The sequence below is a fragment of the Methylocystis sp. IM3 genome (assembly GCF_038070105.1).
GTDB lineage: Bacteria > Pseudomonadota > Alphaproteobacteria > Rhizobiales > Beijerinckiaceae > Methylocystis.
The window spans coordinates 860,363-874,918 of sequence record NZ_JBBPBZ010000002.1; the positions used below are offsets into that span (position 1 = coordinate 860,363).

General features: G+C 68.3%; 9 protein-coding genes. 3 read left to right on the forward strand and 6 right to left on the reverse strand.

Annotated elements, in window-relative coordinates:
* Positions 1 to 4 precede the first annotated feature (4 nt).
* The 6 genes from WOC76_RS05965 to WOC76_RS05990 all read right to left on the reverse strand — a co-directional run bounded on the left by WOC76_RS05965 (position 5) and on the right by WOC76_RS05990 (position 8,255).
* A complete protein-coding gene (locus WOC76_RS05965) occupies positions 5 to 784 on the reverse strand; it encodes a polyphenol oxidase family protein (RefSeq protein WP_341108304.1) in 780 nt (259 codons plus the stop codon).
* Positions 785 to 801: 17 nt separating this feature from the next.
* Positions 802 to 1,884 carry a class I SAM-dependent methyltransferase gene (locus WOC76_RS05970; RefSeq protein WP_341108302.1) on the reverse strand — a complete coding sequence of 361 codons (1,083 nt, stop codon included), beginning with the start codon at positions 1,882 to 1,884 and terminating at the stop codon, positions 802 to 804.
* Complete coding sequence (gene lgt / locus WOC76_RS05975) at positions 1,881 to 2,705, reverse strand: prolipoprotein diacylglyceryl transferase (RefSeq protein ID WP_341108301.1); 825 nt, start codon at positions 2,703 to 2,705, stop codon at positions 1,881 to 1,883. The genes WOC76_RS05970 and lgt overlap by 4 nt, the downstream gene beginning before the upstream one ends.
* Positions 2,706 to 2,881: 176 nt before the next feature.
* A complete protein-coding gene (locus tag WOC76_RS05980; RefSeq protein WP_341108300.1) occupies positions 2,882 to 5,089 on the reverse strand; it encodes a 3-hydroxyacyl-CoA dehydrogenase NAD-binding domain-containing protein in 2,208 nt (735 codons plus the stop codon).
* 76 nt (positions 5,090 to 5,165) lie between these two features.
* Positions 5,166 to 6,374 (reverse strand): acetyl-CoA C-acetyltransferase, encoded by a 1,209-nt coding sequence (locus tag WOC76_RS05985; RefSeq protein ID WP_341108298.1) that lies wholly within the window; start codon positions 6,372 to 6,374, stop codon positions 5,166 to 5,168.
* 87 nt (positions 6,375 to 6,461) lie between these two features.
* Positions 6,462 to 8,255, reverse strand: coding sequence for an acyl-CoA dehydrogenase C-terminal domain-containing protein (locus WOC76_RS05990; RefSeq protein ID WP_341108297.1), 1,794 nt, complete (start codon positions 8,253 to 8,255; stop codon positions 6,462 to 6,464).
* Between the two features lie 389 nt (positions 8,256 to 8,644).
* Here WOC76_RS05990 and WOC76_RS05995 point away from each other — a divergent pair, with 389 nt between their 5' ends.
* The 3 genes from WOC76_RS05995 to WOC76_RS06005 all read left to right on the forward strand — a co-directional run bounded on the left by WOC76_RS05995 (position 8,645) and on the right by WOC76_RS06005 (position 14,550).
* The gene (locus WOC76_RS05995) at positions 8,645 to 12,841 is read left to right on the forward strand and encodes a peptidoglycan-binding protein (protein WP_341431326.1); all 4,197 of its coding nucleotides are present in this window, start codon (positions 8,645 to 8,647) and stop codon (positions 12,839 to 12,841) included.
* A gap of 124 nt (positions 12,842 to 12,965) precedes the next feature.
* On the forward strand, positions 12,966 to 13,253 hold the full coding sequence (locus WOC76_RS06000) for a hypothetical protein (protein ID WP_341108294.1): 288 nt from the start codon (positions 12,966 to 12,968) through the stop codon (positions 13,251 to 13,253).
* 121 nt (positions 13,254 to 13,374) lie between these two features.
* Positions 13,375 to 14,550 carry a lytic murein transglycosylase gene (locus WOC76_RS06005; RefSeq protein WP_341387649.1) on the forward strand — a complete coding sequence of 392 codons (1,176 nt, stop codon included), beginning with the start codon at positions 13,375 to 13,377 and terminating at the stop codon, positions 14,548 to 14,550.
* The last annotated feature ends 6 nt before the right edge of the window (positions 14,551 to 14,556 follow it).

Here is a 14,556-nt window from a genome sequence, read left to right on the forward strand (position 1 = left end):
GGCCTCAGCCCGCCAGCGCGATGGCGGAGACGAGGCGCCCGTAATCCGGCTCCTGCCGGTGCACGGTGCGCCGGTAGCTGAAGCAGCGGGCCTCGTCGGCGTAGGTGTCGATGCCGAGCGCCTCGAAGGAGGCGACCTCCAGGCGCTCGACGCGGGCGGCGATGAAGCTTTGGAGATCGAAGAGCGAATGGCCCGCCCGCGGCGAGGGCGAGAAGAAGCGCGCGTAGGCGCGGTCCGCCTCGAGGAAGCGGGCGGAGAACTCCGGCCCGACCTCGTAGCTCGTGGCGCCGATGGCCGGGCCCAGCGCAATATGGATATCCGCGCGACGCGCCCCTTGCGTCTCCATGGCGGCGACGGTTGCCTCGATCATGCCCGTCAGCGCGCCTTTCCAGCCCGCGTGACAGGCCCCGATCACGCCCGCCCGCGCATCGGCGAAGAGCAGCATGCCGCAGTCGGCGCCCGTGACGCCGAGCGCCAGCGCGCCCTCGCGCGTCACGAGCCCGTCGCAGCGGGGCCGCGCCTCGGGCGCCCAGGGCTCGCGGATGGTCAGGGCGTCGGCGGAGTGGATTTGGAAAGGCACCAGCAGCCGCTCCGGCGCAACGCCGACACGCCCCGCCATGCGGGCGCGGTTTTCGAGCACGCGCGCCGGCTCGTCCTTCGAGCCGACGCCGCCATTGAGCGAGCCATAGACGCCCTCCGAGACGCCGCCCTCCCGCGTGAAAAAGGCGTGGCGCACGCCGGGAAGATCGAGATTTGCGGCATGAAGCGCGGGCGTCGCGGTCATTTTTCTTCCAGTTTCCCTCAGACGACGAAGCCCGGCATGTCGGGCATGTCGGGATGCGTCACCGCCATGACCTTGAACAAGGCGCCCATATGGCGGCGGGGGTCCTTCACGCCGGTCAGGCGGTCGAGCGCGTCGACGATCGCCTGAGCCTGTTCGGGCGTCGCCTTCTTCATCAGCGATTGCGCGCGCCGCTCGATGCCGAGCTGCAACAGGAAATGCGCTTGCGTCACCGGCCCCAGCACCTTGGCGCCCTCGGCCCTGGCGGCGCGGGCGAGGGCGGCGAAATCGACATGGGCGGTCAGATCGGCCTCGCCCGGCTCGGCGAGCGGATCGACATAGGCATGGCGCGCGACCGCCTGGAGGCTGTCGCCGAGCGAGGTTTCGGCGTAGCCATAGTCGATCACGAGGAGCGCGCCGCCCTCCTGCACGAGGCGCGCGGCGATCTCGCCCATGATGCGCTGCGCCGCGGCGCTGACCTCGATGATCGAGCCCTCGCGGGCGGGAATTTGCAAAGAGGGCTCGGTCTGGTGCGACAGGCCGAAGACGAGTTCGCCCGCGGCGTCGAGCCCCACGAGCCGCTCGCGCCAGCCGGTGATGGTCTTGACGTAATGGCGCACCGGCAGCGCGTCGAAAAACTCATTGGCGAGCATGATCGCGGGGCCGGGCGGCGTGTCGTTCACATCGGCGCTCCAGCTCACGGGCTTGGCCGCCCGCGCGAGCGTCTGTTCCTGAATGCGGCGCAGGGCCGGGCTCATCTCGACGAGATGGACCGAAACCGCCTCGAGGAACCCCGGCGCGATGCGCGCGACGCGCAGCACGTCGGCCATCAGCGTCCCGCGTCCCGGCCCCAGCTCGATCAATCGCGCCGAGGCGGGCGACCCCGCGAGCCGCCACGCTTCCGTCGCCCAGACGCCGAGCAATTCGCCGAACATCTGGCTGATCTCGGGGGCCGTGATGAAATCGCCGCCGGCGCCGAAGGGGTCGCGCGTCATGTAATAGCCATGGCGGGGATGGCCAAGGCACAGGCTCATATAACGCTCCAGCGTCATCGGCCCGTCATGGGCGATCATCGCCGCAATTTCCTGTTTCAGCGCATTCATGCGGGCGCGCTCCTGCGGCGCATCGAAAAGAGGAGGAGGGCGGCGCCGGCGACGATCAGCGGCAGGGAGAGCACCATGCCCATCGTCAGCCCATGCGGCAGCGCCTCCTGCACCGGATCAGGCTCGCGGAAGAATTCGCAGAAAATGCGGGCGAGCCCATAGCCGACTCCGAAGAGGCCGGTGACGAGGCCGGGATGTTTCAGCCCGCCGGCGCGCGCGACGAGCCACAAAGCCGCAAACAGCGCAATTCCCTCCAGCCCCGCTTCATAGAGCTGGCTCGGATGGCGCGGCGCGTCGCCGGCGGGCGGGAAGACCATGGCCCAGGGAACGTCGGTCTCGCGCCCCCACATCTCCGGCTTGATGAAATTGGCCAGCCGGCCAAAGAACAGGCCGAGCGGAGAAACCGCGGCGCAAATATCGGAAATCGTGAGAAAGGGCAGGCGATGGCTGCGCGCGAAGAGCGCCATGCCGATCAAGGCGCCGATCAATCCGCCATGGAAGGCCATGCCGCCTTTCCATGTCTGAAGGATTTCGAGCGGGTGTGAAAGATAGAAGGCCGGGTCGTAGATCAGCACATGGCCGAGCCTGCCGCCGATGATCACGCCAAAGGCCGTATTGACGATGAGGTCGTCGATTCCCGCCCGGCTCGGCCGCGGCTGTCCAGGCGCCCAGAGCGCGTCATTGCCGACGAGCAGGCGCATGCCCATCCAGGCGCAGAGGAACCCGCCGATATAGGCCAGCGCATACCAGCGGATCGGGAACGGCCCGAGATGGACCGCGACCGGATCGATAAGGGGAAAGGGCAGGATGAAGAAGGGCATAAACAGGGTCCGGACGGGCGCGCGACTCAGGCCCGCGCCGCGTTAACCTTTTAGCGGCGGCGGAAGGGGATGTCATGCCCTGCGCGCAGACGCCCGCGCGCGCCTCCCGGTCGAGAACCGCCGGGAGAGGCGCGGCGCGTCCCCTCTCCCGCGATGCGGGGGAGGGAGGGGGCCTCTTACGCCGCCTTTTTCTGCGGCAGGAAGCGCCCGTAGAAGGTTTCGCCCTTCGCCGCCATGTCCCGCAGCAAGGGCGGCGGCTCGAAGCGGGGGCCGTGCCGGGCGGCGAGCGCGTCGCAGAGCGCCACGAACGCTTTCGCGCCCATGCCGTCGATATAGGAGAGCACGCCGCCGGTGAAGGGCGCGAAGCCGAAGCCGAGAATGGAGCCGACATCCGCTTCGCGCGGATCGGTGACGACGCCCTCGGCGAGGGTGCGCGCCGCCTCGACCGCCTGCACGACGAGGAACCGCTCCTTCAACTCCGTCACGTCGAGCGTGTCCGGATCGAGCATCGCTTCCGCGAGCGCGGAGAGGCCGGGCCAGAGGCTCTTCGAGCCGTCGGGATGATAGTCGTAGAAACCCTTGCCGTTCTTGCGCCCATAGCGGCCGTTTTCCTCGACCATGAAGCGCAGCACGCGCTCCTGCCGGGGATCGATCGCCTTGTCGCCCAGATCCTTCTTGGTGGCGTTGAGGATCTTCCAGCCGAGATCGAGCGCGACCTCGTCATTGAGCGAGAGCGGCCCGACCGGCATGCCGGCCATGCGCGCGACATTCTCGATCATCGCCGGGGGCACGCCCTCGGTCAGCATGATCTGCCCCTCGCGCACAAAATTCAGCACGCAGCGATTGGCGTAGAAGCCGCGCGAATCATTCACGACGATGGGCGTCTTCTTGATGATGCGGATGAAGTCGAGCGCCGCCGCCAGCGCCCGGTCGCCCGTTTCCTTGCCCATGATCACTTCGACGAGCAGCATCTTCTCGACCGGCGAGAAGAAGTGGATGCCGATGAAGTTCTCGGGGTTCATCGAGGTCTCGGCGAGCGAGCTGATCGGCAGCGTCGAGGTGTTGGAGGCGAAGATCACATCGCCGCCCACGACCCCTTGCGCCCGCGCCGTCACTTCGGCCTTCACCGCGCGATCCTCGAAGACGGCTTCGAGAATCAGGTCGCAGCCCGCAAGCGCGGCGTAATCGGCGGTCGCCGTCACTCGCGCCATCAGCGCCTCCTTGTCGGCCGGCGTGGCGCGCCCCTTGGCGACGGAGCCGGACATCAGCCGGTCGATCGTCGCCTTTCCCTTGTCGGCGCTCTCCCGATCGCGGTCGATCAGCACGACCTCGATTCCATTGAGCGCGCTCACATAGGCGACGCCCGCGCCCATGAAGCCGGCGCCGAGCACGCCGATTTTCTTCAGCGTGGTCGGCGGGATTTCCGCCGGGCGATGCGCGCCCTTCTCCAGCTCGGTCTTGGAGAGGAACAGCGAACGGATCATCGCCGCCGCTACCTTCGAGCGCAGAATATGCGCAAACCAGCGCGCTTCGACGTCGAGCGCCTGATCCATCGGCAATTGCAGCCCTTCGTAGACCGCATGCAGAATGGCCTTGGCGGCCGGATAATTGTCGTAGGTTTCGCGGCGATAGATGGCGTTCGCCGCTGGCCAGATCATCATGCCCGTGGGCGAGAAGACCTTGCCGGAGGGGTTCTTGAAGTCCTTGGCGTCCCATGGCGCCTGCGCCTTGCCGCCATTGGCGATCCACGCCCGCGCGCGCGACACGATTTCGTCGCGCGGCGCGATCTCGTGGACGAGCTTCGCGCCCAGCGCGGCTTTCGGCTTTACCTGATCGCCACGGAAGAGAAATTGCAGCGCGTCGCCCGTCTGCATGAGGCGCGAGACGCGTTGCGTGCCGCCGGCGCCGGGGAAGAGGCCGACCTTGATCTCCGGCAGGCCGACCTTGGTTTTCTCGTCATCCGCCATCACGCGGTAATGGCAGGCGAGCGCGAGCTCGAAGGCTCCGCCGAGGCAGACGCCGTGGATCGCGACGGCGAAAGGCTTTCCGCAGATTTCGAGCTTGCGATAAAGCCGCGACAATCTGCTCGAGGTTTCGAAGAAGAGCCGATTGGCGGCGTCTTCGCCTTGCTCCTTCATCGCCTTGGCGTGCTGCGCCGCGCCCTGTTGCAGCATGGAGAGATCGGCGCCGCCGGAAAAGGCGCTCTTGCCGGAGGCGATGACGCAGCCCTTGATGGCGGCGTCTCCCGCGACCGCGTCCACGACCTGTTGAAGGTCGTCCATCACCTCCGGCGTGATGACGTTCATCGAGCGGCCCGGCATGTCCCATGTCAGGAGCGCAACGCCGTCGGCGCCGGTCTCGAAGCGGAAATTGGCGAGGTTCATTGTTTCGCTCCCGAAACTTGAAAGCTTCATCTTCAAGACCCTGTCCCGCGACAGCGGAAAGGGCCGGGGAGGGGACTTACACCCGTTCGATGATCGTCGCCGTGCCCATGCCGGCGCCGATGCAAAGCGTCACCAGCGCGGTGGATTTGCCGGTGCGCTCCAGTTCGTCGAGCGCGATGCCGACGAGCATGGCGCCCGTGGCGCCGAGCGGATGGCCCATGGCGATGGCGCCGCCATTCGGATTGACCTTGGCGGGGTCGAGATCGAAGGCCTGCAGATAGCGCAGCACCACGGCGGCGAAGGCTTCGTTAATTTCGATGAGGTCGATGTCGTCGAGGCTCATGCGCGCGCGGTCGAGCAGCTTGCGCGTCACATCGACCGGCCCGGTCAGCATGATCGCCGGCTCAGAGCCAATATTGGCGAATGCGCGAATGCGCGCGCGGGGCTTCACGCCGATCTTCTCCCCGGCTTCCTTCGAGCCGACGAGCACCGCCGCGGCGCCGTCGACGATGCCGGAGGAATTGCCGGCGTGATGCACGTAATCGAGTCTTTCGATCGCCGGATAGGCTTGAATGGCCACGGCGTCGAAACCGCCCTGCTGGGCGTAAAAGGCGAAAGAGGGCTTGAGGCTCGCGAGCGCCTGCATGTTGGTGTCGGGCCGCATGTGCTCGTCATAGTCGAGAAGCGTGAGGCCGTTTACGTCCTTCACCGGCACGACGGATTTCGCGAAGCGGCCTTCGCGCCACGCCGTCCCCGCCCGCTTCTGCGATTCGACCGCATAGGCGTCGACATCGTCGCGCGAGAAACCGTATTTCGTCGCGATGAGATCGGCGGAGACGCCCTGCGGCATGAAATAGGAGGGGATCGCAATCGTCGGATCGACCGGCCAGGCGCCGCCCGAGGCGCCGATGCCGACGCGGCTCATCGACTCGACGCCGCCGCCGATTGCGAGTTCGTGCTGGCCGGACATGATTTCAGCCGCCGCGAAATTCACGGAATCGAGGCCAGATGCGCAGAAGCGGTTGATCTGCACGCCCGGCACTTTGTACGAAAAGCCCGAGGCGATGGCGGAAGCGCGCGCAATGTCGCCGCCGGCTTCGCCGACGGGATCGACGCAACCGAGGATGACATCGTCGACCTCCGGTCCCGCGATGTTGTTGCGCGCCTTGATCGCTTTCAGCGCCGTATTGGCGAGGCCGAGCGAGGAGACTTCGTGCAGCGAACCATCCGGCTTGCCGCGCCCGCGCGGCGTCCGCACGGCGTCGTAAATGTAAGCGTCGGGCATGGCGTTTCCTCTTTCTATCTCGCCCGGGACTGCATCCGACCCCGTTTTGCGGGGCCGCCCCGTATCGGGGCGGGAAGCCGCCCGGCTCTAGAACATCTCCGCCGGAAGCGACATCATCGTGTCGGCCCCTGTGACGATGCGCGCAAGACGCAGCGCCGTCTCCGGCAGCATGCGCTCCATGAAAAAGCGCGCGGTGGCAAGCTTTGCATCCATGCGCGCCGCCTGATCCGGCTCGCGCGATTTCTTCTCCATCGCGGCGGCCGCGATCTTCACGAACATCAGCCCCATCGCGACGCGGCCGAGAAGATGCATGTAATCATAGGAGGCCGCGCCCGCATTGTCGGGCTTCGCCATGGCGTTCTGCATGAGCCACATGGTGGCTTTCTGAAGATCGTTCAGCGCCGCCTGCGCAGGCGCGACGAAAGGCTTCATCGCCTCCCTGTCGCCATGCGCCTGCAACAGCTCGGCGCTGTCCTTGAAGAAGGCCATGATGGCGCGGCCGCCGTCGCGCGGCAGTTTGCGGCCGACGAGGTCGAGCGCCTGAATGCCATTCGCGCCCTCGTAAATCATGGCGATGCGCGCGTCGCGCACGAACTGCTCCATGCCCCATTCGCGAATGTAGCCATGGCCGCCGAAGACCTGCTGCGCCTTCACGGCGTTGTCGAAGCCGACGTCGGTCAGCACGCCCTTGAGCACCGGCGTCATCAGGCCCAGCCGATCTTCCGCCGCCTGCCGCGCCGCGGCGTCCTCCGAGCGGTGCGCCACGTCGCTGTCGAGCGCGGCGGAAAGCGTCAGGGCGCGCGCCGCCTCGTTGAAGGCCTTGATCTCCATCAGCATCCGGCGAATGTCGGGATGCACGATGATCGGATCGGCCTTTTTGTCGGGAAATTTCGGTCCCGACAGCGCGCGGCCCTGAAGCCGCTCCTTTGCATAGGCGACCGCATTCTGATACGCGACCTCGGATTGCGCGAGGCCCTGGATGGCGACGCCGAGCCGCGCCTCGTTCATCATCACGAACATGGCGTTGAGGCCGCGATTGGCCTCGCCGACGAGAAAGCCCTGCGCGCCGTCGTAGTTCATGACGCAGGTGGCGTTGCCGTGAATGCCCATCTTCTCTTCGATGGAGCCACAGGAGACGCCATTTCGCGCGCCGAGCGAACCGTCGGCCTCGACGAGAATCTTCGGCACGATGAAGAGAGATATGCCCTTCACCCCCGCCGGCGCGCCCTCGATGCGGGCGAGCACGAGATGGATGATGTTCTCCGCGAGATCGTGCTCGCCGGCGGAAATGAAGATTTTCTGGCCGGTGATCGCATAGCTTCCATCGCCGCGCGGGACGGCCTTGGTGGTCAACAGGCCGAGGTCCGTGCCGCATTGCGGCTCGGTGAGATTCATCGTGCCGGTCCAGCGGCCTTCCGCCATTTTGGGAACGTAAAGGCGCTTCTGCTCCTCTGAGCCATGGGTGAGCAGCGCCGCGAGCGCGCCCTGCGTCAGGCCGGGATACATGGCGAAGGCCATATTCGCCGCCGAGGCGTATTCGCTCATCGGCGTCGAGAGCGTGAAGGGCAGGCCTTGTCCGCCATAGTCCTCGGGCACGGGCAGGCCGATCCAGCCGCCGTTCGCATAGGCGGTGAATGCGGATTTGAAGCCCGCGGGCGTCGACACCGCGCCGTCTGCGCCGCGCTTGCAGCCATTGGCGTCGCCCGACTGGTTGAGCGGCGCGAGCACCTCTTCGCAAAGCTTGCCGGCCTCGAAAAGGATTTGCGAGAGAACGTCGAGGGAAACGTCGGCGAATCCTTTCAGATTCCCGAAACGCTGGAACTGCAAAACGTCATTGAGCAGAAAAAGCGTATCTTCAACAGGCGCTCTGTAGCTCGGCATCGAATTCTCCCTTTGAAGGTCGACATCCAACGGCCGGCGCGGCCCGGATGAGACGCCGTTCGCGTCTTAGGTAGAGGGGCCGCATCGCCCGCGCAATAGGGGCTTGAACGTAGCTCGTGGGTTTGCTCATAACCGCTGCGCCTTGCCCGAAAAGGGAAAGATTCCTGCTCGGCTAATCGCTTGTTTCGTAAACCTGAACGGAAGCCGCCGGATCGGCGGACGGCTTAACCGCTTGTTTACCGCAAACAGCAGAAAGTCGGTTCCGGCGCCGTCTCGGCCTTTTATGGTTAACGCTCCGATTCGCGGGCGTTGTCGAGCCGTCTCCACGGGTTGTTTTCGTTCTCTCTTCTCTCGAGCCATCCGCAAAGACGGGCTTGCCGGACACGCACATGACCAAGGCTCTTTCCCGCAAAAACCGTGGCGCCGACGACGAGGCGAGGGGCGCGGCCCGCGCCGAAGCGCGCCGGTCCGGGAAACGCCTCGGCGCCTGGCTCGACGACGCGATTCGCGCCGAGGCGGAGGATTTGCGCGACGAGCCCTTCGAAGATGACGACGACGACCAGGTCGAAGCCATCGCAAGGCGGCTCGCCGGACCTGCGGGCTTGCGTGACGAGCGGCGACGCGAGCGAGACGACGGCCATCCGCCGCGCCGCTGGCGCGACGACGCGCAGGCGCTCCAGACAGAATCCCGCCGCAAACGGAACGACGACCCGTCCGGCGAGGATGAAGATCGCGCGCCGCCCGCGCGCCGTCTTCGCGCGGAAGATGAGGGGCGCCGTGACGCGCGGCCGCGCCGGGAGCGGACGACGCGCCTCGACCGGGAGGCGATCGTCGCCGACGCCGCCGCCATCTTCCACCGCCGAATCGCCGAAAGCGAGCGTGAGACGGCGCGCGCGCTCGACAATCTCGCCGGTCTTCTCGAAGAAGGCGAGCTGAGCCGGGAGAGCGCGCAAGAGGGCCTCGCGTCCCTCGCCAAGCGGCTGGGCCGGCTCGAATCGCGCCTCGCCGAAGAGCCCGCCGCTGTCGATGACGCGCGTCCCATCCGCGCCGCGCTGGCGCGGCTCGAGTCCCGCCTCGACACGCTTTCGGGCGCCGATCGCGTCTCGGGGGTGGAGCGGGCGCTCGAGGGGCTCGACCAGCGCCTTGACGAAATCGCCCGAAGGCTCGGCTCGGAGCCTCGGGGGGGCGCGCCCGAGCCTGCGGCGGAAGAGCAGGCTCCCGCGCCAGAGCCCGGCCGGGTCGAACCGCCGGTTCGGCGCCCGCTGGACGAAGCCGTCGCCGAAATCACGCGCCGTCAGCGCGCTCTGCTCGCCGCCGAGCCGGCGCGCCCTCTGCCGCACGAGCCGGAGCCGTCGCTCGCGCCGGCGCCGGACCGATTCGCCGCGGTTCAGGCGACGCTCGACTCCATTTCGCAGCAGATCGAAGCGGTTCGGCACGGCGCTGTGGAGCGGGCCGATCAGCAACTCGTCGCCATGCGCCAGGTGGAGGGCCTCCGCAGGGACCTCGAGGACATGTCCAGCGCAATCGGCGACCTCGCGCCGCGCGCCTCGGTCGCCGCCATCGAGATGGCGCTGCACGACCTCGCCCGCCGCGTCGAGACGCAGCGGTGTCGCGGCGTCGCAGACGATCTTCTCGAACCCGCCGAGCGGATCGCCGATGAGCTGCGCGCCAGCATTCGCGACCTCGACCCGAGCCCCATCGTCCGCAATCTCCACGCCGACGTCCTGACCATCGGGCGCCGACTCGACGCGCTCCAGGAACCGAACGCCGCCGACTCCGCGCTCATTCGCGAGCTCGTCGAACGGAGCGGCGACATCCGGGAGCAGCTCTCGGCGCTCGCCGCCAGGCCGTTGCCCCTCGAAAAGATCGAAACGAGGCTTGTGGATCTCACCCAGCGCGTCGACGCGCTCGCACGCTCGGGGGCGGGCGTCGCCTCAAAGGCCGCGGCCGCCCTGGACATGGGGGAAGCCGCGCGCTCGATCCGCGCGATCGTCTCTTCCGAGACAACGGCGAGCCTAGACACCTTCAACGGCCGCCTCGAGCGGCTCGCCGGCCAGCTCGACGAGCTCGTCGCCAGCGCCGGCGGCAAGCGCATCGACGAATTGGGCAAGCGCATCGACGATCTCGGCCAGATGCTCGCGAGACGGCTCGAAAAAGGCCCGGTCCCGCCCGTCGACACATCCGGGCTCGAAAATCTCGTCGCCGGGCTGGCGCGCAAGCTCGACTCCGCGCTGGAGCAAAAGACCGAGGCGCCGGCTCTGGAGGAAATCGGCCGCAAGCTCGATTCGCTGGGGAGCCGGTTGCCCGTCGCCTCTCCGCCGGCCGAGAAGCACTTCCACGATCTCGCCCAGCGTATCGACGGGATGCGCGAGACGCTGTCGCAGCGGTTCGAGCGTGGCGTCGCGGCGGCGCCCGCCATCGGGGCCATCGAGGACCTCGTCCGCGGGCTCGATCGCAAGGTGGAGACGGCGCTTGCGGCCGGCGCACAAGCGCCGGACATCGAGCCGATCCGCCACCAGATCGAACAGCTGTCCCGAAAGGTCGACCGCCTCGACGATCCGGGCGCCAATCCGAGACTGAGCGCGCTTCTCGCCGCGGCTCCGCGCAATGCGCAGCTCGACGAGATCGCCGCCCGTCTCGAACGCATGCAGTCGGCGCTGACGCATCGCGCCGAGGAAGGCTCGCGCGTCGCGTCGCGTCAGGAGGAGCTGACGGAACTCGTCGGACAGCTTGCCGCGCGCATCAATCAGGCGGTCGGCGCGCGAGACGACGGTGAGGCGCTGAAGGCCCTCGAAAGGCAGATCGGCGCGCTGTCGAAACGGCTCGCCCGCAACGACGAGAACGGCGCTGCGCTCGCCGCCGTCGAGGCGAAGATCGGCGCCCTCGTCGGGCAGCTCGAGGAGACGAAGAGCGCAACCTCGCTCGCCGCAGAGGAGGCGGTGCGCCGCGCCACGCAGGAGATCCTGCGTGAGGCGAGCCCCGCGCCCGGCGCCCTGCGGGCGGCGCTGGAGCGCGAGCTGGTCGAAATTCGGGACAAGCAGGACGAGAGCAGCCAGCGCACCCATGAGACGCTGCTCGCCGTGCACGAGACCCTCGAGCGCGTCGTCGAGCGTCTCGCCATGTTCGAGGACGAGCTCACGGAAATCCGCGGCGCCGCGAAGCCCGCCGCGGCCGCCCGCGCGCCGGGGGTCCTCGCGGAGCCGCGCGCGTCCTCGCGCATCGAGGCTGACGACGACGACCTCGGCGATTTCCTGATGCCGCCCGGCGCCGCCCGCCCGCAGCGCCGCGAGCCGGCCTTCGAGACCGGCCTGGGGGGCCGGCCAGAACCGGCCCAGATGGATTTCATCGCCGCCGCGCGCCGCGCCGCCCAGCAGGCCGCCCGTGACGCCGCCGCCGCCGAAACGGCCTATCAGGCGCGCCGCAGCGCCACGCGGGCGGAAACGCCCGCCGAAGAGGTCGAGCGCGCGCCCGAAGGCAAGGGCGCGGGACTTCTGGCGGCGATTCAGGATCGCAAGCGGCCGCTGCTGCTCGGCCTCGGCGCGCTGGTGTTGATGGCGGGCGCCTATCAGATCGCCCGCGTCGGCATCGAGGGCGTCGATAATTGGCGCAAGGACAACCATCAGCATGCAGAGGCGACGCCGGAAGACGGCGAGGCCGGCGCCGGCGGTTCAGCCCCCGCCGCCGGCGTGGTCGGGGAGGCCGCGAAGAACCCCGCGCCGGCGGCGCCCGCCCGCCCGCGCGCGGCTGTCCCGGACGCGACGAAGGCGCCCGCCGCCGCTCCGGCTGCGCCGCCGCCGCGCATGATCGTTCCGAACGCCGAGACCGCGCCCGTCGACAGGACCCCTGTCGGCTCCATCGGCGGGGCTGCGCTCAATCCCCTGCCGCCGCCCGACGCCATCGGCGCCATCCGGGCGCTGGCCGAGGGCGGCGACGCGGCGGCGCAATATGACCTTGCTCTCCGCATGTCGGAGGGCCGCGGCCTGCCGCGCGATCCGCGCATGGCGGCGCAATGGTTCGAAAGGGCTGCGGCTCAGGGACTCGCGCCAGCCATGTATCGGCTCGGCTCGCTTTACGAAAAGGGCGTCGGGGTCGAACGAGATTATTCGCGCGCCCGCAAGCTCTATCAAGCCGCCGCGGAGGCGGGGAACGCCCGCGCCATGCACAATCTCGCCGTCCTGTTCGCCGAGGGCGGCGACGGCGGCAAGCCCGATTACGGCGCTGCGGCCGAGTGGTTCCGCAAAGCGGGCGAATACGGCGTGCGCGACAGTCAGTACAATCTCGCGATCCTCCATGCGCGGGGGCTCGGCGTCGGGCAGAGCCTCGTGCAGTCCTATGTCTGGTTCTCCGCCGCCGCCGCGCAGGGCGACGCCGACGCCGCCAGGAAGCGCGACGAGGTCGCGTCCAGGCTCGACTCGAAGGAGCTGGCGGCGGCCAAAGCGGCGGCCGCGGCCTTCCATGTGAAGGAGCCGCCGCGCGCGTCGAATGACGTCCCGCCACCGGTCGTCGGGGGCGAGAAGGCGCGGGTGCCGGGCGCCGCGGCGCCTGTGTCGCCTCCCCCGGCGAAACCAAAAATTTCCAGGCTTTGAGCCGATTGACCGGGAAGCGTCGCCATTTGGCCGCGAATTTACGATTCATCGACCCTCGATCGCTAACGTAGCGACGAGTGAAGGCTTTTCGTCTTTGGCCCCTCGCCCTTTCGGAGACTACCCAATGCGCAAGTTCCTCGCCGCGATTCTCGCCGCTTCGGCGATCGGGGCCGTGATGATCCAGGCCGCGCCTGCGCGGGCCGACTCGGCTGGTCCCGCGATCGCCGCCGGCATCGGCGGCTTCGCGCTCGGCGCCATCGCCGGCGGCGCGCTGGCCCAGCAGGGTCCGCCGACGGTCGTCTATGCGCCGCCGCCGCCGCCGCCGGTCCGCTGCTGGACCGAACGCCGCCCCGTGTTCGACGAATATGGCGAGGTAATCGGCTCACGCCCGCGCAGGGTCTGCGAGCAGTAACGCAACGACGCCATGCGCCGGATCGCGACAGCGGCCGGCGCATGGGCTCCGAGCTCGTGGGACGGGCTTTTGCGCCCGCCTCCCCACGAAAAAAACGTCTTCTCGCGATAAGCTTTCGTCCATGAAGCAAAATTGCCTGCTTGCGGCGTCGGCCGCGCTCCTGCTTTTCGCGGCGCCGGCGCGCGCGGAATGGTCCGCTTGTGTGGGGGGGCTGCGCCATGCGGCGGCGGGAGCGGGGGTGAGCCAGCAAGCGATCGCCGCGGCGACGGACGGGCTCGAGCCCAATGACGCCGTGAGTTTCATGGACAAGCAGCCCGAGTTCACGACGCCGGTGTGGGATTACGTCGCCGGCCTCGTCGACGAGGAGCGCGTCGCGGAAGGACGCGCCATGCTGCAAAAATACGCCAGCGCCCTCCACGCCGCTGAAAGCCGCTATGGCGTCGATCCGGCGACCGTCGTCGCCGTCTGGGGCGTCGAGTCCGATTTCGGCAAGAGCTTCGGCAAGCGCCCGGTCGTGCAGTCGCTCGCGACGCTCGCCTGCGAGGCCCCGCGGCGCAACGACTACTGGCGCAAGGAATTCGTGGCCGCGCTGAAGATTCTGGACAATGGCGACATCCGCCCGGACGAGTTCATGGGCTCCTGGGCCGGCGCCTTCGGCCACACGCAATTCATGCCCTCGACCTTCCTCGGCACGGCCGTAGATCTCGACGGCGACGGCCGCCGCAACATCGCGAGCTCGGCAGCGGATTCGCTCGGGTCCACGGCCAATTTCCTGAGAAAGAGCGGCTGGCGCGCCGGCGAGCACTGGGGCTTTGAGGTGCGTCTCCCCGAAAGCTTCTCCGGCCCCTCCGGCCGCAGCCGCAAGCAGCCCATGTCCTTCTGGGAGTCGCGGGGAATCACGCGGCTCGACGGCGGCGGTCTCGGCGGCGGATCGGCCGGCCTTCTTCTGCCCGCCGGCCGCAATGGCCCCGCCTTTCTGGTGACGAAGAACTTCGACGCGATTTATTCCTACAACGCCGCGGAATCCTATGCGCTGGCGATCGCGGTCCTCTCCGACATGCTTCGGGGCCGCCCCGGCATCCAGACCCCCTGGCCGACCGACGATCCCGGCCTTTCGCGCGCCGAGCGCCGCGAATTGCAGGCGCTGCTCGTGCGCGCCGGCTATGACGTGGGCGACGCCGACGGCGTGATCGGCACGAAGACCAAGGAAGCCATCGCCGATTATCAGGGGCGCGTCGGCCTGCCGCGCAATGGCCGCGCCAGCCTCAAGGTGCTCAAGGCTTTGCGCGGCGGATAAAGCGCG